General features: G+C 60.9%; 17 protein-coding genes, 1 tRNA gene and 1 pseudogene. 10 read left to right on the top strand and 9 right to left on the bottom strand.

Going from position 1 to position 20,917, the window contains the following annotated elements; all coding sequences use genetic code 11:
- Positions 1 to 181: 181 nt before the first annotated feature.
- Both ACQ66J_RS08645 and ACQ66J_RS08650 read right to left on the bottom strand, forming a co-directional pair.
- Positions 182 to 745, bottom strand: a complete 564-nt coding sequence (locus tag ACQ66J_RS08645) for a hypothetical protein (RefSeq protein ID WP_430431294.1) — start codon at positions 743 to 745, stop codon at positions 182 to 184.
- Positions 742 to 1,467 (bottom strand): hypothetical protein, encoded by a 726-nt coding sequence (locus tag ACQ66J_RS08650; RefSeq protein WP_430431295.1) that lies wholly within the window; start codon positions 1,465 to 1,467, stop codon positions 742 to 744. Before ACQ66J_RS08650 ends, ACQ66J_RS08645 begins: the two co-directional genes overlap by 4 nt.
- Between ACQ66J_RS08650 and ACQ66J_RS08655 the strand changes: the two genes are divergently transcribed.
- The gene (locus tag ACQ66J_RS08655; protein WP_430431296.1) at positions 1,466 to 1,663 is read left to right on the top strand and encodes a hypothetical protein; all 198 of its coding nucleotides are present in this window, start codon (positions 1,466 to 1,468) and stop codon (positions 1,661 to 1,663) included. The two genes, ACQ66J_RS08650 and ACQ66J_RS08655, sit on opposite strands and share 2 nt — an antisense overlap.
- A 253-nt stretch (positions 1,664 to 1,916) precedes the next feature.
- Positions 1,917 to 2,876: pseudogene (locus ACQ66J_RS08660) on the top strand (recombinase family protein); the annotation flags it as partial.
- Positions 2,877 to 2,885: 9 nt separating this feature from the next.
- On the opposite strand, the gene ACQ66J_RS08665 reads toward ACQ66J_RS08660, so the two are convergent.
- Both ACQ66J_RS08665 and ACQ66J_RS08670 read right to left on the bottom strand, forming a co-directional pair.
- Complete coding sequence (locus ACQ66J_RS08665) at positions 2,886 to 3,197, bottom strand: hypothetical protein (protein WP_430431297.1); 312 nt, start codon at positions 3,195 to 3,197, stop codon at positions 2,886 to 2,888.
- A gap of 226 nt (positions 3,198 to 3,423) precedes the next feature.
- Positions 3,424 to 3,500 (bottom strand) — tRNA-Arg (locus ACQ66J_RS08670).
- A 191-nt stretch (positions 3,501 to 3,691) separates the two neighbouring features.
- On the opposite strand from ACQ66J_RS08670, the gene ACQ66J_RS08675 reads away from it, so the two are divergent.
- Positions 3,692 to 4,117 (top strand): response regulator, encoded by a 426-nt coding sequence (locus ACQ66J_RS08675; RefSeq protein WP_430431298.1) that lies wholly within the window; start codon positions 3,692 to 3,694, stop codon positions 4,115 to 4,117.
- A 4-nt stretch (positions 4,118 to 4,121) separates the two neighbouring features.
- On the opposite strand, the gene ACQ66J_RS08680 is transcribed toward ACQ66J_RS08675, so the two are convergent.
- Complete coding sequence (locus ACQ66J_RS08680) at positions 4,122 to 5,234, bottom strand: THUMP domain-containing class I SAM-dependent RNA methyltransferase (protein WP_430431299.1); 1,113 nt, start codon at positions 5,232 to 5,234, stop codon at positions 4,122 to 4,124.
- A 138-nt stretch (positions 5,235 to 5,372) separates the two neighbouring features.
- Here ACQ66J_RS08680 and ACQ66J_RS08685 point away from each other — a divergent pair, with 138 nt between their 5' ends.
- The gene (locus ACQ66J_RS08685; protein WP_375550153.1) at positions 5,373 to 6,041 is read left to right on the top strand and encodes an HAD-IB family phosphatase; all 669 of its coding nucleotides are present in this window, start codon (positions 5,373 to 5,375) and stop codon (positions 6,039 to 6,041) included.
- Between the two features lie 85 nt (positions 6,042 to 6,126).
- Positions 6,127 to 6,864, top strand: a complete 738-nt coding sequence (locus tag ACQ66J_RS08690) for a 2OG-Fe(II) oxygenase (RefSeq protein WP_430432245.1) — start codon at positions 6,127 to 6,129, stop codon at positions 6,862 to 6,864.
- On the opposite strand, the gene ACQ66J_RS08695 is transcribed toward ACQ66J_RS08690, so the two are convergent.
- Both ACQ66J_RS08695 and polA read right to left on the bottom strand, forming a co-directional pair.
- Complete coding sequence (locus ACQ66J_RS08695) at positions 6,861 to 7,409, bottom strand: cupin domain-containing protein (RefSeq protein ID WP_430431300.1); 549 nt, start codon at positions 7,407 to 7,409, stop codon at positions 6,861 to 6,863. The genes ACQ66J_RS08690 and ACQ66J_RS08695 overlap by 4 nt on opposite strands.
- Positions 7,410 to 7,474: 65 nt before the next feature.
- Entirely contained in the window at positions 7,475 to 10,249 is a 2,775-nt protein-coding gene (gene polA, locus ACQ66J_RS08700; RefSeq protein ID WP_430431301.1) for a DNA polymerase I, read from the bottom strand.
- Between the two features lie 136 nt (positions 10,250 to 10,385).
- Between polA and ACQ66J_RS08705 the strand changes: the two genes are divergently transcribed.
- Positions 10,386 to 10,619: a DUF433 domain-containing protein gene (locus tag ACQ66J_RS08705; RefSeq protein ID WP_430431302.1), complete on the top strand. Its 234-nt coding sequence runs from the start codon at positions 10,386 to 10,388 to the stop codon at positions 10,617 to 10,619.
- Entirely contained in the window at positions 10,616 to 10,942 is a 327-nt protein-coding gene (locus tag ACQ66J_RS08710) for a DUF5615 family PIN-like protein (RefSeq protein WP_430431303.1), read from the top strand. The genes ACQ66J_RS08705 and ACQ66J_RS08710 overlap by 4 nt, the downstream gene beginning before the upstream one ends.
- Here ACQ66J_RS08710 and ACQ66J_RS08715 read toward each other — a convergent pair.
- A complete protein-coding gene (locus tag ACQ66J_RS08715; protein ID WP_430431304.1) occupies positions 10,939 to 12,465 on the bottom strand; it encodes an SLC13 family permease in 1,527 nt (508 codons plus the stop codon). The genes ACQ66J_RS08710 and ACQ66J_RS08715 overlap by 4 nt on opposite strands.
- Before the next feature lie 95 nt (positions 12,466 to 12,560).
- Positions 12,561 to 12,764, bottom strand: a complete 204-nt coding sequence (locus ACQ66J_RS08720; RefSeq protein ID WP_375550149.1) for a zinc-finger domain-containing protein — start codon at positions 12,762 to 12,764, stop codon at positions 12,561 to 12,563.
- 174 nt (positions 12,765 to 12,938) lie between these two features.
- Between ACQ66J_RS08720 and ACQ66J_RS08725 the strand changes: the two genes are divergently transcribed.
- From ACQ66J_RS08725 to ACQ66J_RS08735, 3 genes are all read left to right on the top strand, one after another.
- Entirely contained in the window at positions 12,939 to 13,901 is a 963-nt protein-coding gene (locus ACQ66J_RS08725; RefSeq protein ID WP_430431305.1) for an ABC transporter ATP-binding protein, read from the top strand.
- A gap of 51 nt (positions 13,902 to 13,952) precedes the next feature.
- A complete protein-coding gene (locus tag ACQ66J_RS08730; RefSeq protein ID WP_430431306.1) occupies positions 13,953 to 14,255 on the top strand; it encodes a hypothetical protein in 303 nt (100 codons plus the stop codon).
- Positions 14,256 to 14,443: 188 nt separating this feature from the next.
- The gene (locus ACQ66J_RS08735) at positions 14,444 to 20,872 is read left to right on the top strand and encodes an Ig-like domain-containing protein (protein WP_430431307.1); all 6,429 of its coding nucleotides are present in this window, start codon (positions 14,444 to 14,446) and stop codon (positions 20,870 to 20,872) included.
- The last annotated feature ends 45 nt before the right edge of the window (positions 20,873 to 20,917 follow it).

Genomic DNA, 20,917 nt, shown 5'->3' on the forward strand with positions numbered 1-20,917 from the left:
GGTCATTCTCACCCTCTGATGAGGGATCAATCGGCGATACGATTGTATGGTGCTGAACGGGCTAAATGCCTGGGAAGCACCACGGCTGGGGTATCCAACAGGGGGTGCAGCGCCCCTTTGGCAAGATGTGTGGTACTACCACACACATCTTGCGCGCAGAATAAGCGGCTAAAACTGCGGATTAGTGCTCCCTATCGTCCCGATCTTTACCCTTGGCGCTTCGTTCGGGCACCTTCACCAAGGGCTCCATATCGCGGGCATCGCTGGGCCGTGTATCCGGCCTTCCCAGGGCCTCATATTTTGCGCTGAACGCAGCCACTTTCTTCGGTGAAACGGGGCCGCTCTGCTCGGCCTGAAATAGCTGCGGATAGGTCACGCGCTCGGCCTTGTCGGCAATGCCATGTTGTCCCGCCTGTCTCATCACATCGAGCGGAATTCGCCCGGCCTTGTCCCGTGTCCAGGGCGCGGCACTGGGCTCTTGAGTCAGCACCTCAAATAGCAGGCCGGATTTATCGGCTCCGGACCAGTGCAGCGGCGTCATACCATTCTGGTCCTGACGCTCCGCCAAGCCCGGCTCCCGCTTCAAAGCGGCGTAAAGACCGGCGGCATCCCCACTCTTTACAAGATCAAAAACACCGTGCTCGCTTTGGTGCGCGGCTACGCCCAGATCACGGCGCTCGTTCTCTGGAAGGCTCTGCACATAGGCTTCTAGCTGTTTGAGCCGATCGTCGCTGCTGTCGGTCATGAGCCGGTCTCCAGCTCGATCGTCGTGATCTGGAGTGAAAGAGCGTCACGTAGAATCGCGGTCAAGCGACCATCTTGGGCAACCGCGACACCGTGGTGCTTATGCTCGATGTCAACGCAGAAAGGCTCTGCCCCCTTCTGGGTTTCGACGCTTTGCGCAAGCGCGTAAGGGCGACCTTCCTCGGCTTCAATGACAATATAGAGCCCATCAATCTTATACTCGCCTGGACCAGGGGCATCGATGATCGACCCAAACCGGCAGATAGCCAGCCCAAGGATATCGGCATCGGTCAGCTCCGGGCTGATATCCTGCGGGCCGTATTTCCGGATCAGATAGAGATGCAGGCACGCCCAGAACTCGTATCTCGGCGTTGAGACAGATTTGAGCATCTTATCCATCGTCTGGTGGGACAGCTTTGCCAGCCAGGCTTCCGAAACACCGGTTGAGGTGATGAAGCGCGCCACCAGCTTCATATAGGTGGGCAATTTCACACCAGACGCTTTCCAATCTTCGAGCATAAGCCGCCGAATGCGCTGCTGCGCGTCCGGCGAATAATGGCTCAAAAGCCCGAATTTGCCAGGATCGAAGCTCATAAAGGTTAGATTTCTTTGTAATATTCCGGAATCTTCTCTTGACCCCGGTACTACCAGACCGGGGCTCAATGGCAATCTCACGGGCATGTTCCAAGGCTCAAAACCCCCCGAAATAGTGAGGTTGGCCATGAAAAATCGCCAAAGCCCCATAAAAACAGGCTCTTTCAGGAGTTCAGCTGAAATTAAGCTGAATCAATGGCTTAAGGATTTAAAACGCCGCAAACCCTTGCAATTGCTTGCGTTGCAGCATGTTGAACATTTGACGGGCATACCAGCAAATGTGGTAAAATATAATTGTAACGCACTGAATATTTTGAGTTTTTAGTTATGAGTAGGCATGACCTTGATAAATATATGCCTCTCGTCAGCTCATTCGATATTTCGGATGAACATAAGAGAGAGCTTCTGAAATCCGTCTGGCGGATTGCTCAGAGCTTCGTTGACCGCGCTTATAATATCGATTCTGCTCAGATTTCTGTTCAAAAGCGGATCGCAGACTCTAGCGGAAAACCCACAGATTCCTTATACTTAGAGCTGCCTCATAAAAACAGAAGCAACCTCGACGAAGGGCCGAAATAATGGGCGAAAAAGCTGTCATCTATTGTCGCGTATCGGATACCAAGCAAAAGCTTGAAGGCCATGGGCTGGATAGCCAGGAGGTGCGGTGTATCGATTACGCGCAGCGATGCGGCTATGAGATCGTCCAGGTCTTCAAGGATGATGCGTCCGGCGGTATCGCGGATCGTCCCCGGTTTGTTGAGATGCTCGCCTTTTTGGAGGCGCAGAAGGCTGAATCCCACATTGTGATCGTCGATGACATCAATCGGATTTCGCGGTCGCTCGAAGTCCACCTGATGTTCCGCGAAAAACTGAAGGCGATTGGAGCGCGGTTCGAGTCACCGACGCAGAAATTCGGCGAAGGTGCGGATGACCGTATGGTCGAGATGATGCTCGTCAATGTGGCTGAGTATCAGCGCCTAAAGAATGCCGAACAGACAAAAAACCGTATGTGGGGCCGTCTCAAGAACGGCTACTGGGTGTTCCAGGCCCCGCGTGGCTATAGGTTTGAGAAGGTTGCTGGGCACGGAAAGCTACTGGTTCGTGACGAACCCGCAGCATCGATCCTAAAAGAAGCTTTCGAGGGTTTCGCCTCTGGGCGGCTTGAGACCATTGCTGAGGTGAAGCGCTTCCTGGAGTCGTTTCCGGAGTATCCCCGTGACACCAAGGAGGGAGAGGTTCGTATCCAGAGGATACGCCCTCTGCTGACGCAGCTTCTCTACACCGGTTATGTCGAGCGGAAGGAATGGGGTATTGAGCGGACCAAGGGCCACCACGAACCACTGATCTCGCTCGAAACCTTCGAGAAAATTCAGGAGCGGCTCGACGGCAAAGTCGCCAAGGCACCATCAAAGCTCAATTTGAATGAGTTGATGCCCCTGCGCGGTTTCGTGAAATGCGGAGATTGCGATCGCCCGCTGACAGGCAGCCGCGTAAAGGGCCGGGCCAAGTATTACGTGTACTACGAGTGCCATAACAAGGCCTGCCCATCACACCGTAAGTCGATCAAGAAAGCCGATATGGAAGGCGACTTTGAAGAGCTGCTTGCGACGATGCGGCCCAGCAAGGAACTCTTCCACCTTCTGCACGCGATGCTGAAAGACCTCTGGGATGCCCAGGCAGCGCGTGGCGTGGCGCTCGTTGAGGCCGTGAAGAAGGAATTGGTGGATATCGAGCGCGACATCGAGCGCCTGGTCGATCGCACACTTGAGACAACGAATAGAACGCTGGCCAAGCGATATGAGGAACGCCTGAGCGATCTGGAGACCAGGAAGCTGGTTTTGGCCGAAAAACAGGGTCAAATCGGCCAGCCCCAGACCACCTTCGAGCGTACTTTTCGAACCGCCATGCGGTTTCTGTCTAACCCATTGATTCTATGGCGTTCTGATCGCCTGGAAGACAAGCGCGCTGTGCTAAAATTGACGTTTTCGGACCAGATTTCATATGACCGGAATCTGGGTTTTCGAACCGCCAATTTATCGTTGCCTTTCAAGGCCTTAGAGGGTTTTAAACAAGGAGAAAAAGAGATGGTGCACCCATCAGGATTCGAACCTGAGACCTCTGCCTTCGGAGGGCAGCGCTCTATCCAGCTGAGCTATGGGTGCGGACCAGGGTGTGTGTAGCTTGCAATGCGCTCAAATTCAATTGCGACAGCGCAGCCGGTGTGGCGTTTGGATGAGCCCGTCAACTGAATCCGATTTACACATATTAATCAAATGTTGACAGAGATAAATCCGTATGCGCGCAATGTGAGTGTTGTCCTCTATTACCCGTTTGGGGTCAGGAAGAAGGGGTGATGATGATGTCTTTCACGCCTCGAGTTCTGCTTGTGGAGGATGACCCGCAGGATTCCTTTCTTGTCCGTCGGCACCTGTCTGACCTGCCATATGGCGGTGAGGTTGTGTCCGTCACCCGTATTCAGGAGGCGCAAGCCCGCCTGAATGCCGCTACAGACATCGCCTGCGTGCTGGTGGATCTCAAACTGACGGACGGGTCCGGCGCGACGCTGATCGAGTGGATGCTGGCGCAGGACGCCCTCAAGGACATTCCGGTCATCGTCTTTAGCGGTGACCGCTCAGAGCATCCGGAGCTGGACACGTTTTCAAACGTGGCGTGCCTGATCCAGAAACCGTCGTCTGTCAGTGGCTATGAAGCCCTGGCGCAGGCGCTGCATCCCATCGTATCCAGCGCACTGGCGCGGTCGGTTTACGCCGCGCAATAAGGCGCTATTTCAGTGCGCCCGTGACGTAAATACGGATCTTCAGACCCCCGTGATCGATGGGGGCGCTGATTGTGTCAAAGGCGAGCCCCGTGGCTTTGGCCATCTTGTCGTCTGTGGTGATCAGCGCCGCCCGCCAGCCGCTGAAGCGCTCGCGCATCACCTCGCCAAATGCCTTGTACGCGCTGAAGACGGCTGATTTGTCGCCGATCCGAGCGCCATAGGGCGGGTTGGTCACCACCCAGCCCGGCGCGCCATCGGGGCGAGCCAGATCCTTGAGCGCCCCTTCACTAAATTGGGTGAGGTCTGAGACCTCGGCGCGCTCGGCGTTCTCACCGCTCATACGGATGGCGCCCGGATCGCGATCAAACCCCAGACAGATCGCCTGCGAACGGGCATGGGCCGGTTGGTTGCGCAGGGTCATGAAGGCGTTGCGGTCAAAAGTGGCGAGGCGCTCGAAGGCGAAACTGCGGGCGCGCCCTGGCGCCAGCCCCGCCGCCAGCTGAGCGGCTTCGATGACGAAGGTGCCCGATCCGCACATGGGGTCGAGCAATGGCGCGCGCCCGTCATATCCGATCTCACGCAGCACCAACGCGGCGAGGGTTTCGCGCAAGGGAGCCTTCGCCACGGCTTGCTTGTAACCGCGCTTGTGCAGCGGCTCCCCGGACGTGTCCAGGCTGAGGGTGACTTCATCATGATCGATCCGGACGCGGACGGTGATCTCGGCGTCGTCGCTGATCTCCGCCAGGGCCGTGCGGGCGATGGCGTCGCTCACACGCTCCGCGGCGGCGCCGTCATGATAGATGCGCGACTTGCGGCAGGTCGCCTCCACCTTCACCGGTGTTGCGGGGTGGAAGAGTGTTTGCCAGGGCGTTTGCCGGGCGTGCTGCCCAAGCTGGTTGAGATGCTGGGTCTTGAACTGGTCCACCACCGCCAGAACCCGGGTGGCGCCCCGGATCTGCAGATTGGCGCGCCAGACATCGCTCCACCCGCCCTTGATGGTGACGCCGCCCTGTCCAGGGCGGCATTTGGCGAAGCCGTTTTCCGCCAGTTCACTGGCCAGGGCGGCTTCTAGCCCTGGAGGGCAGGTGAGGAAGATGTCAAAGCGTTCTTGTGTCATGATGGGGCCTTCATAGGCCATGTCCGGGGCCGATGCGACGAGATTGCGCGGTGTTCGTCCACCGCTCTGTTGCAAATCCCTATAGCCAAGGCTGTCACAGGTGACGTACATGCACGGCCCAGCAAGCATGAGGACCTGATGAGTCGGCTAATCGTCTTTGATGTGGATTCCACACTGTTGAAAGTCGAAAGCCTCGACTTCGCGGTCGAGCATGCCTTGATGCAGGCGCCCGATGGGCCCGAGCGGACCGCGCGTCTGAAGGCGCTGACTGATCAGGGCATGTCCGGCAAGCTCGACTTCCGGCGTTCGCTGGAAGAACGGCTGGCTATCGCCGGGCTGACGCGAAACGCCGTCGAGACGGCGCGAGACATCCTGCGCAGTCAGCTCACCGATGGCATGGCCGACCTGATCGAGCGTTTGCGGTCTCGCGGCAATGATGTGGCGGCGGTCTCGGGCGGGTTTCAGGACCTGATCGAGCCGGCTTTGATCGATCTGGGCTTTGACAAGGGTGAGATGCGCGCCAATCGCTTTGTCTTTGAGGGCGATGCGGTCACCGGGTTCGATCGTCAGAACCCGCTGTCACGCTCTGGCGGTAAAGCGCCGGTCGTGGCGTCTCTCAAAACCCTGACCGGCAAGCCGCTGGCGATCATGATCGGCGACGGCATGACTGATTACGAAGCGTTCGAAAAGGGCGCGGCGGACAGCTTTATCGGGTTTGGCGGCGTGACGGCGCGTGCGCCGGTGCGCGCCAAGGCGCCGGCCTTCGCCGATAGCGTCGACGCCTTGCGCAAGATGATTTTAGGCTGAAGCCGGGTTATCGCGAATTGTCTTGCCAAAGTGGTGCGCCGGGTTCAAAAGCGCCCACCCTTTGGCCGGAGATGCTTTCGTGGACATGGATGTCTGCCCGCAGCCGTTCTTTTCTGACAATCTCACCGCGTCCCTGATCGTTGATCTTGAGGCGCGCGGCTGGGCTCATGCGCCCGATGCGCTGGACCCTGAGCTGGTTGCGGCCTTGCGCAACGAAGCAAAGGCGCTGGAACAGGCGGGGGAGACCTATGACGGCCGCGTCGGTCGCGCGCATCATGAAACCCAGGCGCTGTCGGTGCGTAAAACCCGTATCGCCTGGCTCGACGGCGCCAGCCCGGCCCAGAAGCGGTTCATGGCAGGCGCGGAAGCTCTGCGTATTGCGATGAATCAAGGCTTGTTTCTGGGGCTTTTTGAGTTCGAAGCGCATTTTGCAGTTTATCCTCCCGGCGGCTTTTACGCGCGTCATCTGGACGCGTTCACCCGGCCGAGCGCCAGCGCGGGGTCTCTGTCGGGGCGGAAAGCGGAACGAACGCGGGTCGTGTCCCTCGTCGCCTATCTCAATGAGGATTGGTCAGACGCTGATGGCGGTCAATTGGCGGTGTGGGAGACGACGCCCCTGGATGAGACAGGCCGCCCTGAGCTCAGCCGACTGGACGCCCTGCCTCCTGCCGCCGAGCTGCAGCCTTCAGGCGGAGGCCTGGTGCTGATGCTCTCAGAAGCCATCCCGCACGAGGTGCGCCTGTCGCACGCCGTGCGCTACGCCATACCGGGCTGGTTCCGGGTGAACGCCAGCGTGGGCGGCGCGCTCGATCCGTTGAGCTAGTCATCCTGCGGCCGCGGTGGCAGCAATGACAAAGCGTCTTCTGGAATGAGGTGAGGCATCATTTCGATATCATAGTCGGCAGCGACGGCGTTCATCACCGCGCCGGGATTGGCGTTAGCCCCAGCTTGCGCCAACTCCGCAGCCACGGCCTCGAAAAAGCCGTCGAAGTCTGATCCGCTGACGACCAGCAGAACCCGAGCGGGCTCATCGCCGACGTTCCAGAACCCATGCGGCGCCCCTCGCGGCAGGACCAACAAGGAGCCTGGGCCGACCGCGACAGTTTCGTCGCCGAGCAGCGTGGTGAGTTCGCCTTCCAGAATATAGAAAAATTCGTCTTCATGCAGGTGCTGGTGCGGCGGCGCTCCCAAGCTCATGGGCGGCTGGACGAATTCGAAAACCGACACGCCGCTCTCGGTGTCCGCGCGGGCGGCGAGTTTGACAGTCTGATGGATTGGAAAGCCGAGATCGTCCAGATTGTCCGCATGACGAACTTCGGCATGCATGGGGTGAGCCATCAACAGCGCGACGATTGAAAGTGCCAGCATAGTGTTCCCCAGTGCAGGTTATAACGATATGACACGCTACGCTCGACTGTGGGGGACGGCAATGGCTAGTGCGCCTGGCCCCAGGTGCTCGCAGCCTTGGCTTCGACTTCCAACGGCACGGACAGGGACTGAGCCGGCGCAGCGGCGCCCATCATCACCTCGGTGACCAGCTTGATCACCTGATCGGCTTCGCTTTCCGGCGCTTCAAACACCAGTTCATCATGCACTTGCAGCAGCATGCGAGTTTTCAGCCCCGCATCGGCCAGGGCGGCGGGCATGCGCACCATCGCGCGGCGAATGATGTCGGCGGCGGCGCCCTGGATCGGCGCGTTGATCGCCTGGCGTTCCGTGAACTGACGGACTGAGGGATTCTTGTCCTTGATGCCTGGCAAATGGATGCGGCGACCGAAGATGGTGTTGACGCAGCCCTTCGCCTTCGCCTCCTCCTTCATCGCGTCCATATAGGCCTTTATGCCGGGGAATTTTTCGAAATAGCTGTCGATATAGCGCTTGGCCTCATCGCGCCCGATGCCGAGATTATTGGCGAGGCCAAAGGCGGAAATACCGTAGATAATGCCGAAATTGATCGCCTTGGCGTTGCGGCGGGTGCCTGGGTCCATGTCCTCAAGCGGCACGCCGAACATTTCAGACGCCGTCAGGGCGTGAATGTCCTGGCCTTCGCGGAAGGCCTGCTTCAGGGCCTCCACATCAGCGATATGGGCCAGCAGACGCAGTTCGATCTGGGAATAGTCCGCCGCGACGATCACATGACCGGGCTCGGCGGTGAAGGCCTCGCGGATCTTGCGGCCTTCTTCTGTCCGTATGGGGATGTTTTGCAGGTTCGGGTCCGAGCTCGACAAGCGCCCGGTCGTGGTCGCGGCCAGCGAGAAGCTGGTGTGAACCCGGCCCGTATTGGGATTGATCGCGTCTTTGAGGGCGTCCGAATAGGTGGATTTGAGCTTGGCGAATTGTCGCCAGGTCAGAAGTGCGCGCGGCAGGTCATGACCTTGCTCGGCCAGCTCATCCAGCACGGCGGCGTCCGTAGACCAGGCGCCGGATTTGGTCTTCTTGCCGCCGGGCAGGCCCATCTCGCCAAACAGGATTTCGCCGATCTGCTTGGGGCTGCCGAGATTGAATTTATGGCCCGCCAGACCGTGGGCGGTCTCTTCGGCCTCGGCCATTTTCTGCGCGAAGTCCGATGACAGGCGCGACAGCTGGGCGACGTCAACTTTCACCCCCGCCAGCTCCATATCGGTCAGAACCTGCGGCAGCGGGCGTTCGAGGGTTTCATAGACGGTGGACAGGCCCTTGCCGGCGAGCCCGGCTTTCAACAGCTCCCACAGGCGCAGCGTCACATCGGCGTCTTCGGCAGCGTATTCGGTCGCGGTTTTGAGATCGATTTCGGAAAAGCGTTTTTGCGATTTGCCGGACCCGCAGACTTCTTTGAACGAAATGCATTTATGGCCAAGATAACGCTCTGACAGCTCATCCATACCGTGATTATGAAGGCCCGCCGCCTGCACATAGCTGATCAGCATGGTGTCGTCATAAGGCGCGACGCGGACGCCATAGCGCTGGAACACCGCCAGATCGTATTTGAAGTTCTGACCCACTTTCAGAATGGCGTCGTTTTCCAGGATCGCTTTCAAGCGGCCCAGCGCCTCGCCCTCGTCAATCTGTTCGGGCTTGCCGCCGCCATCGGCCAGATCGCCGCCTTCATGGCCGAGCGGAATGTAGCACGCTTCGCCCGGGGCGGTGGCGAGCGACACGCCCACCAGTCGCGAGGCGACGGCGGAGAGGGCGTCCGTCTCTACATCCACGGCGATGACGCGGGCGCGTTTGGATTTCTCGATCCAGCGCTCGAGCGCCTCGACGGTCTGCACGGTTTCGTATTTGGAACGGTCGATGGGCGCGGTGGCGTCGCCGGTTTCATCGGCGACCGGGCCGCCCAACCCTTCCTCGACCCGGCGGGTCAGGGTGCGGAACTCCATGGATTTAAGAAAGTCGACGAGCTTCTCAGCATCCGGCTCCGCCGCGCCGAACACGTCGAGCTCATCCGTGATTGGAACGTTAGGTTCCAAGGTGACAAGTTTCAGCGAGATGCGGGCGTCCTCGGCATGCTCGATCAGCTTTTCCCGGCGCTTGGGCTGTTTAATTTCTCCCGCGCGCTCCAGCAGCGCATCCAGATCGCCATATTCATTGATCAGCTGGGCGGCGGTCTTGATGCCGATGCCCGGAACGCCCGGCACATTATCGACGCTGTCGCCCGCCAAAGATTGCACGTCGATCACCCGGTCCGGCGCAACGCCGAACTTCTCGACCACCTCGTCATGGCCGATGCGCTTGGACTTCATCGGATCGAGCATGGTCACCTGGTCATTGACCAGTTGCATCAGGTCCTTGTCAGAGCTGGCTACAGTGACGCGCGCGCCCTTCTCGGCGGCGAGGCGGGCATAGGTCGCGATCAGATCGTCGGCTTCAAACCCTTCCATCTCGATACAGGGCAGCTCGAACGCCTGGGTGGCTTCGCGGATCAGTTTGAACTGCGGCACCAGGTCTTCGGGCGGCTCGGGCCGGTTCGCCTTGTACTGGTCGTAAAGCTCATTGCGGAAGGTCTTGGATGAATGGTCGAAAATCACCGCCAGATGGGTCGGCTGGTCCTCGCCCTTGAGGTCTTCGAGCAGCTTCCACAGCATGTTGCAAAAGCCCTGCACCGCGCCCACGGGCGTGCCGTCCGACCGGGTCAGCGGCGGCAGGGCGTGATAGGCGCGAAAGATATAGCCCGACCCGTCCACCAGATAGACATGGCTGGATGAATCAACAGGACGAGTAACGGCCATAACAAGCGCTCCGGCGGCAATTGGGCGAGGGAGCGCCACCCTATGCGGCGTCGGGTGAGGGGGCAATCGGGCGGGTGCGTTGGGGGCGTATCGGAAAAGACGTGAACCGGAGGCCAATTCGCAGTATTTTGCGTTCATGACTGATAAGACGCTTCTGTCCCGCATCACGATCACGCCCGGCGTGCTGGGCGGGCGCCCCTGTGTGCGCGGTTTGCGGATCAGCGTCGTGGATATCCTCGACATGCTCGCTGACGGCGCCAGTCGGGTCGACATCCTTGAAAGTTATGAAGACCTTGAGGATGCAGATATCTCTGCTGCGCTGGCCTATGCCAGTCAGGCGCTGAACCATCCGGTGATCGCGGCGGAATGAGGTTTCTCGTCGATCAGATGCTGCCGGTCTGGCTCGCTGACTGGATATCTGATCAAGGCGAAGAGGCCGAGCATGTCCGGCGGATCGGGCTCTCGTCTGCTCCGGATGCTGAGATTGCGGCGGAAGCCCAGCGTCGGAGTGCGGTTCTCATTACAAAAGATGCCGATTTCTCAAGGCCGCCGGGGCCGGGCGTGTCCGTAATCTGGGTCCGCATGGGCAATACGACTCACGCGGCATTGTCAGCGCGATGGCCAATGGTCTGGCCCGCGATAATCTCCGCGCTTGAAGCCGGTGAAACCCTGATCGAAGTGCGCCGTTCCTAACCCGGAAACGCCACCGAACTGATCAGACTGCTGACCAACGCGATCAGCGGCGCGGCCACCAAGTTAATGCGGAAACCCGCCTTGATCATCTGGGTCATGCTCGCCGCGCCAGACGCATAGACGATGGCGTTGGGAGCTGTGGCGACGGGCAGCATGAAGGCGCAGCTGGCCGACAGGGCCACGGGTACGATCAGATGCTCGGGCGGCACCCCGGCGGAGACCGCGACGGCGCCCAGTACCGGCAGGAAGCCCGACACCGTGGCGACGTTCGAGGTCAGCTCGGTCAGGAACACCACGATGAAGGCGAGGATCAGCACGGTCAGCGGCAGAGGCAGGGTTGAGACCCAGTTCAGATGCCCGCCGATCCAGCCCGCGAGCCCGGTCGCCTGAATGGCCGCCGCCAGCGACAACCCGCCGCCGAACAGCAAGATCACTTCCCAGGGAATGCGCTTGGCGGTCTCCCAATCCATCAGCGCCTGACCCTTGCCGGCTTTGCCGCCGGCCGGGATCAGGAACATGGCGAGCGCGCCCGCCATGGCGATCTGGGCGTTGCCGAGGCTCAGGATGATCGGCAGCTCGAGCTGGGCGCTGATCCAGGCCAGCAGCGGGTTCCAGCCAAAGGTGAGCTCGGGCTGGCCGATCAGGAAGCCGGGCAGGGTCCGGCCCATCCACAACAGCGCGACAGTCCCGAACGCCAGCGCCACGCGAAACTCCGGCGTGGTCATGGACCCAAGCTCGGCCTTTTGCGCCAAGATGATCTCGCGGCCCGCCTCATTGGGCGCATGGCCGTCCACCTTGAACACCCATTTGGTCAGGATCAGCCACATGGTGGGTATGATCAGCGCGGCGGCGGGCAGGCCGATCATCATCCATTGGGGAAAGCTGATCACCGCGCCGTATTCGCGCTCCATAAAGCCCATGGCGATCAGGTTCGTCGGTGTACCCACCGGCGTGGCGATGCCGCCCACAGACGCGGAATAAGCGACGGCCAGCGCCAGAGCGGGCGCGAACTGGCGGGCGTCCACACCTTCGTCTTTCAGCGCATCGGCGACTTTCAGCGCGATGGGGATCATCATCAGCGTGGTCGCGGTGTTGGAGATCCACATGGACAAAACGGCGGTCGCCGTCATGAAACCCAGCATCATCAAGGCGGGGCGCGAGCCGAAGGCGGCGACGATGTTGAGCGCGATCCGGGTGTGCAGATTCCACCGCTCGATGGCGAGCGCGACAATAAAGCCGCCCAAGAGCAGCATAACGATGGGATCGGCATAGGGCGCAGACGCCGCCCGCATGCTGAGGATGCCGACCACGGGAAACAGGGCGAGAGGGACGAGCGCGGTGGCTGCGATGGGAATGGCTTCGGTCGCCCACCAGCACGCCATCATCAAGGCGAAGGAGGCCAACAGCCAGGCGGAGCGGTCGAGGCCTTCGGGCACAGGCAGGACTTGCAGTCCAACCGCGATCACCAATCCGGTGATCAATCCGATACGCTGACGCATCGCCGACGCATTGGCCTGGCTCATCGCGCTCCCCCGTCTGTTGTTTCAAACAGGTATAGGGACAGCGTTTCCGCGATCAATCGAAACCGGAATAATTCAATGTCTTTTGGGGAAGGCGCTTAGGCCTTGGGGTCGGCTTTCGAGCCGCGCAGCACGAAACGGCGGTCGCAATAGCCGCACTCGACGAAGTCTTCATCGCCCATTTCATACCAGGTGCGCGGATGGCCCAGCGCGCCGCCGCCGCCATCGCACATGACGCGCTTCTGGTCGACCACGATCACTTCGGGGGCGGGCAGGGAGGAGGCGTTTGCGGTATCGGTCATGATGTGCTCTGCCGGTCTGTGAGAGGGTCCGGTGAAAGAAGATAGACAGCGGTGCGGCGTGGACGAGGCTCGCGCACGCCGCTAGGGTCCGCTCTGTCTTAAGGCGCGCGGCGTGCAGGCGTCAATTGCGCACGCGCGGCCCGCCCTCTTCGCTTGCAGATCATGAGCCCCTCCATGTCAGAGAGCCAGCCTGAATTCGCCCTTGAAGCCTATGGTCTGAAAAAGACCTATCCCGGCGGCAAGGGTTCGCCCGCCAAAGAGGCGCTCAAGGGTGTGGACCTGCAGATCCCGCGCGGTTCGATCTTCGGGCTGCTGGGTCCGAACGGGGCGGGGAAATCCACCTTCATCAATATCTTTGCGGGCCTTGTGACCAAGTCTGAAGGCACGGCGAAGATCTGGGGCGTGGATATCGACAAGGATCCGCGCCGCGCTCGCGCCGCTATCGGCGTGGTGCCGCAAGAGCTGAATATGGACGTGTTCTTCACGCCGTCTGAGACGCTGGAATTGATGGCGGGCTTTTACGGCGTGCCCAAAGCCGAGCGTCGCACACAAGAGATTCTCACCGCGCTGGGGCTGGACGACAAGCGCGACGCCTATGTGCGTCAGCTGTCAGGCGGAATGAAGCGCCGCCTGCTGGTGGGCAAGGCGCTGGTGCATAATCCGCCGGTTCTGGTGCTCGACGAGCCCACCGCCGGCGTGGATATCGAACTGCGCCGCCAGCTCTGGGAATATGTGCTGGAGCTCAACAAGCAGGGCGTCACCATCGTTCTGACCACGCACTATCTCGAAGAGGCGCAAGAGCTGTGCGACCAGATCGCCATCGTCAATCATGGTGAAGTGGTCGCCTGCGAGCCCAAGGCGGATTTGCTCAAGCGTCTGGATTCCAAGACCCTGGTGATCGAACCGGTCGAGCCGTTGTCCGCCATTCCGGCCGGGTTCGAGGCGCAGGACGCGATCATCCGTCCTGACGGCTCGCTCGCCATCACCTACAAGTTTGGCGAAGCGTCGGTGGCGGACATGATCGAGACCTATCGCGCCTCGGGCGCCCGCATCGCCGATTTGCGCACTGAAGAGCCGGACCTGGAAGACGTCTTCCTGGCGCTGACCTATCAGGCGGACGAAGCGAAAACCGCCTGAGCGTCATAAAATTCGGGAGCTTTCGGGCGTTAACCGCGTTATCATGAGACCATGAAACGGTTTTTCACACGACTCTTGGCGCTGGTCCTGTCTGGCGCAATCTTGATCGTTCTGCTGGCGGTGCTCTTGCAGATTGAGCCGGTCGGACCGGGCGGCTGGATCGTGTTTGCGATGTTCGCCGCGGGCGCAGTGCTCGTCCCCGTGGTGTTGTACCGTTTTCTGATGCGCCAGTCGCGACCGAGGCAAGACGTGCAGGACGCTGCGGGGGCAGGTGTCGCGGTCGGCATGGGGCTCGAGCAACAACGCCAGCGTCGCGAAGACGGCGATGACGATATCGATCTCGGCGTGGATTAGCGGCGAGACGGCGTGCGTCCATCTATCAGGCCGGAACGCGTGCGGGCTCTTGAACGATCTGCCAGACAAGTCACTGGCACGGTAAAATCTCCCAAAGGGGGAATTTACTTTCTGCGCTCGCCTATTATCCTGTCGGTGCTCAATTTTGGGTCGTGGCGTGCGATATTTGTGTGCCTGGGGGGGATCAGATGCTTGCTATAATAAAGACTTACGCTCGGAGTGCGTTTTTCGCGGCGTTGACGGCGATCTCCGTCACGGCGGCTCAGGCGCAGGATCTGGGCTCGCCAACAACCGTAACGTTCAGCTTCGGCTCTACTGGCGCGATCGCAAACCCTTATACTGATAGCAGCTTTTCCTTTACCTACAGCGGAGGAACCTTCGCGAGCGACAGCGGAGGAGGCGAAGGCGGCACCTCTGGTATTTTCGGATTTGACGACACGCCGAATGAAACCATCCGCATCGACTATTCCGGCGACAACTTCGATTTTAATTCCTTCTGGTATGACAATCAGGGGGGCGCGACGAACATCACCGTCACCGGCCATAACAGCTCTGGAACTGAAGTCGCTCGGGACACCTTCAACAGCTATACCGGCGCCAGCACGCTGACGATGACGGATTCGGATTTCAATTCCGTCGATCACGTCATCATTCAGGCGAGTGCAGGGTTTAATTCCGGGGTTCTGGACACCTTCGCCTTTGGTGTTCCCGTGGCGCCCGACACCACGGCGCCGGCTGTGCAATCGATCACCCGATCCGGCTCTCCCGGGGCGGGCGCGACGAGCGTGACGTTCTCGGTCGATTTTGACGAGACGGCCAATAATGTCAGCACGGACGACTTCACTCTGACGACGGTGTCGGGCTCCGCCACCGGAACCATCGCCAGCGTCTCCGCCTCCAGCGGTGATCCGATCAGCGTGACTGTGAACAGCATCACCGGCACGGGCGTGATCCGGCTGGACCTGAACGGCAGCACCAATATCTCTGACGCGTCAGGCAATTCCGGTCCTTCCGCGTTCACCTCCGGCGCGACGCATACGGTCGACCGCGACGCCCCCAGCGCCCCCTCCACCCCCGACATGACGGCGGGGACGGATACAGGGACCAGTAATACTGACAACCTCACAAGCGACACGACGCCGACCTTTACGGGCACGTCAGAGGCGAACGCAACCATCACCGTGAGCTCATCCGTCAGCGGCTCGCTGGGAACAACCACGGCGAATGGGGCGGGCAATTGGAGCTTCACCCCTGGCGGAGCTTTGCCAGCTGGCGCTCAGACGATCACTGCGACCGCAACTGACGCGGCGGGGAATGTGTCGTCAGCGTCTTCGGGCCTCTCCATCACGATCGATTCCTCGGCCCCGTCCGCTCCCTCAGCACCGGACATGACCGCCGCCTCGGATCTGGGCTCGAGCGATACGGACAATTTGACATCGGACACCACGCCGACCTTCACGGGAACCTCGGAAGCTAATGCGACAGTGACGGTGATCTCGTCCGCAGACGGGACTTTGGGCGTGACCACAAGTGACGGCTCCGGCAACTGGACATACACCTCCGGGGCGCTTTCCTCGGGGTCGCACACGATCACCGCCACGGCCACAGACGAGTCCGGCAATGTCTCGTCCGCATCCGGCGGTCTGGTCATCTCAATTGATGTCGCCGCGCCGACGATCACGTCTATCGTGCGTCAGACCCCGGCGGGTCAAAACACCAACGCCGACAGTGTCGTATTCCGGGTGACGTTCGCCGAGGCCGTAACCGCTGTCGGGGCGGCGGACTTCAGTGTCAGCGGTCCAAGCGGCGCCTCCATCGGCGTGAGTGCGGCATCCGCGCTCATCTACGACGTCACAATTTCCGGCGGCGACATGGCGAGCCTGAACGCAACCGTGGATCTCGGCTTCGCTGGCGGTCAGGACATCACCGATACGGCCGGCAATGCGCTCAGCAACACCACGCCAGGGTCTGAAGAGACCTACACGCTCGATAATACTGCGCCGTCCGGCTACTCGGCGACGCTCGACCAGGACCCTGTGAATTCCGGCAATCAGGGGGCGGCGTCGTTCACCTTTGCGAGTGCGGAAGTGGGGGCCGGGTACAGCTATACCATCACCTCGTCCGGCGGGGCGGGCTCGGTGTCCAATACAGGAACCATTGCGACCGCGACCGATCAGATCACCGGCATTGATGTGTCCGGATTACCCGACGGCACGCTCACCCTCTCTGTGACGCTCACCGACCCGGCCGGGAATACCGGCAGCGCCGCCACCGACACCACGACCAAGGAAGCGCAAGCGCCGCAGATCAATTCGATCACGCTGGCCGGGTCTCCCGCCGGCAATGCCACAAGCGTGACATTCACCGTCGCCTTTACTGAAGCTGCCTCCAATATCACGACTGACGACTTCTCGCTGACGACGACCGGTTCGGCGGCGGGCACGATCGCCTCTGTCTCTTCATCCAGCGGGACCAGCGTCACTGTCACGGTGAATTCAATTTCCGGCGCCGGCACGATCCGGCTGGATCTGGACGCAGCGACCGATATTCAGGACGCGTCCGGCAATTCCGGTCCGAACGCCTATACGTCCGGCGCGGTTCACACCGTGGACAGTGTAGCGCCGGCGGCCTTCGGCGTCGCCTGGCAGGACGCGTTGATCACCGCCACCAATCAGGCGGCCACGGATATCCGCTTTACAACGGCGGAGGTCGGGACGACCTATGCCTACACGGTGACCGACAGCGCTGCAGCGACGGTGACCGGCAGTGCGGCCATCACCACCGCCACTCAAGACGTGACGATTGATGTCTCCGGGCTTGCGAACGGAACCCTGACGCTGACCGCCACGCTGACGGATGCGGGAGGGAACGTCACCAACCAGACCGCAGCCGCAACCGTGACCAAATCGGCCACGCCTCCCGCATTCTCGATGGCGTTCTCGCCCGCGACGACGCTTGCGGGGCAGGCGTCAACGCTCACCTACACGATTGATAATAATGCGGGTCTGGTTTCCGCATCGTCTTTGGCGTTTTCCCATACGCTTCCAGCGGGGCTGGCTATATCCACGCCCCCCAACGCCAGCACCACATGTACCGGGGGCAGTGTGACCGCTGTGGCGGGGGCGGGAACCATCAGTTATTCGGGCGGGTCTGTGAATACAGGCGCCAGCTGCACCGTGCAGGTGGATGTCAGTTCAGCGAGCGTGAACACCTATGCGAACACAACGGGCGCTCTGACGTCCAATCTGGGAAATTCCGGTACGGCTTCGGCCAGTTTGACGGTGTCCCAGCCTGTGCTGAGCGTGAGTGACGCAAGCGTTGTTGAAGGCGATGCCGGCACAGCGAACCTGGACTTCACCGTGACCTTGGCCCCGGCTTCGCCCCTGACCATCACGGTGGATTACGCGACCTCTGACGGCACGGCGCTCAGCGCCAGCGATTACACGGCGGCCACCGGAACGCTGACCTTTGCGCCTTCGGAAACCACCAAAACGGTCACTGTCACAGTTGCTGGCGACGCCGTGATCGAACCGGACGAAACGCTGGTGCTGACCTTGTCCAATCCAAGCAACGCCACAATAAGCGATGCAACGGCGACGGGGACGATCACCACAGATGATTCAGCTGTGGTCGACACCACGAGACCTGTGCTCAACGCGATCACCCGTCTGACGCCTGCTGAAGCGCTGACCAATTCAGACACGCTGATCTGGCGCGTCGCGTTCAGCGAGGATGTGGTCAATGTCGGGGCGGAGGATTTCACCCTGTCCGGAACGACCGCGAGTGTGGCGAGCGTTACGGGATCCGGCGCCGCGTATCAGGTGACCGCGTCTGGCGGTGACCTGGACCAACTGGACGGCACGGTCGGGCTGGCGCTTTCTGGCGGCGCCAGCATTGAAGATGCCGCCGCCAATCCTCTGACAGGCGGCACACCGTCAGGGGCGGAGACGTATTTGCTTGATAATGCGGGCCCGGTCGCAACCCTGGCCAGTCCTGTCACCGAAGTGTTTGAACCCTTTACCGTCACCATCAGCTTTGATGAAGCGGTGACCGGGTTTGACCTGTCGGATCTGGCGATCGTGAACGCGTCCAGCGGACCTTTGGTCACGCAATCGGAGACTAGCTTTACGGTCCTGATCACACCGCCCGCATCTGGGGATCTGAGCATTGCTTTGCTGCCCGATACGGTGACGGACAGCTTGGGCAATCCAAACCTGGCGTCTGACGTCTTGTCGTTTCAAGTGGATGAAAGCCCACCTGTTGTGACGCACATTACGGCTGAAACCGGGCTCGTCACTAATGCCGATTCAGTGCGCTGGAGTGTTGAATTCAATGAAGCTGTGACAGGCGTCAGCGCATCCAGTTTCTCACTGTCGGGCGCTGGGGGCGCGGTCGTGTCGGTGTCTGGCTCGGGGGCGAACTATCAGGTTATCGCGTCGGGCGGCGGGCTGCCGGATCTCGATGGCGCGGTGCGTTTGTCAATCAACGCCTCGAGCTCGATCAAGGACTTGTCCGGCTTTGCCTATGAGGGTGAGGGGCCGACGGGAACAGATGAATCCACCATTCGCTTCGATAACACGGCGCCGATTGCGGAGCTGACGACGGATTCCCCTGAAGTGACCGGGCCTTTTGATCTGACCCTGGCGTTCAACGAGGCGGTTACAACACCGGATCTGAGCGCTTTGAGCGTCGAGAACGGCGCCGCGTCGACTCTGACGCAGATAGACGCCCAGACGTATACAGTGCGCATTGTACCGCAAACCTATGGCGAGATCGCCCTTTCACTGGCGGCTGGCGCAAGTGTCGATGACGCGGGCAATTCGAGCACGGCTTCTGATCTTCGCGTTGACGCGGTGGCTGAGGATGTCGAGGTCGAGGTTGAGGTCGATATCGATCAGAATGATCCCGTGGGCGTCGCGGCGACCGCCAGGGTCACCAATCCAGGCACCGAGCTGGTTCGGTTCCGCGCCAGCGTCGATGTGGAGTGGCTGACCGTCACACCTCTGGAAGGCGTGATCCCGGCGCAGTCTGACATCGATTTCTCGGTCGCAGTGAATGACCAGGCGGCGGCGCTCAATGCTGGCTCCTATACCGGCACCGTGACGATTGTGCGTGAAGCGGTCAGCGGTCCGGCCTCAGCCGCTTCTGCGGGGGCGTCCCGCGCGCAGGCGGTTGAAGAGGTGGTGCTGGCGCGGTTCCCCATCACTCTGGTGCTGACCACCCGCAAGGGCGCAGTCCAGCTGATTTCAACGACGCCGGCGGGCGTCTCGGGGGATGCAGACTTCGTGTATGCCTCCAGCATCGCCGCATTTGACGGCTTGCAGCTGTCGACGGCGAACGGTCAGGCGCAAAGCGCGTCGATCGAGCTTGATGAGGGTGTATACGAGGTCCGCCAAAGCGCTCCGGCGGGATGGCGTGTTGAAGCGATCAGCTGCGCGGGCGATCTGGATGGCGGCTCCACAGCCGATCTGGCCAATGGCGTTCTGACCCTTGATCTTGATCCGGGTGAAACCCTTGTGTGCACCTTCGAGAATGCGCGTGACGAGGATGTGGTCAGGCTCGCCACACAGCGCGCCATCCGCAATTTCATGCTGCGACGGGCCGACCGCATCATTGATGCGGCGCCCGATCTGTCGACGCGGCTGGGGGCGCGGCGTGAAACCGGGGCGGGATTGTATTCCGCCGATGTGGATCGTGGGCGGTATAATATGAGCCTGACGGCGTCGCTCGCAGGCGCGCGCAATCAGGCCAAGTCCCGTCACGCGGACGCGCCGGGCATGCCCTCGCATGTGCGAGATGATGAGGGACGACTGGACGTCTGGCTGTCGGCGGAGGTTTCCGGCGTCACCGATGATCGCGCCGGTGAGCGCGCAGAGAGTGATTTCGGTGTGGCGCAGCTCGGTGCTGACTGGGCTCTGTCCGATGATGTGTTGATCGGGGCGATGGTCCAGTTTGACTGGATGGATGAAACCGCTCGGGAGGTCTTTGAAGAGGCGGGCGCCATAGCCGGCGCACGCGTTGACGGCGAAGGCTGGATGGCCGGACCCTATATGGTCTGGCGCATGGCTGACCGGGTCATCTTTGATGGTCTGGCGATGTATGGGACCAGTTCGAACACCGTCAATCCTCTAGGGCTTTACGAGGATGAGTTCGAGACAGACCGCTGGATGGTGCGCGCCAACCTGACCGGCCAGTACGCGCGCGGTCCCTGGATGGTGCGGCCGCAGGCGACGCTCACCCATTTTGAAGAAAACCAGGATGCCTACACCGACAGCCTGGGGATCACGATACCGGGTCAGAGCGTCCAGCTGGGGCGTCTGTCCGCTGGACCTGAGCTGATCTGGCGGCATGAGCGCAGCAATGGCGCCCGCTGGGAGCTGAGCTCGCGTGTGAGGGCGGTTTGGGATTACCAGCCGGCGGATCTTCTGACCGAAAGCGGATTGTTCACTGACGAGGGTTCAGATTTCCGCGCGGACGGCGAGCTCGGAGTTTCAGCCATCTTGGGCAATGGCGCCATTTTGCAGGTCTCTGTGGGCATGTCCGGAATCGGACAATCGGATTTTGAAGCGAACTCAGCCCGCTTCAATGTGCGCTTCCCGCTCAGCCTGGGACAGTAAGGATCGCATGCAGCAAGGGCGGGCCCAGGCGCCCGTCCTTGGTAT

Origin of the sequence: Oceanicaulis sp. (assembly GCF_965284345.1) — a bacterium.
Classification (GTDB): domain Bacteria; phylum Pseudomonadota; class Alphaproteobacteria; order Caulobacterales; family Maricaulaceae; genus Oceanicaulis; species Oceanicaulis alexandrii_A.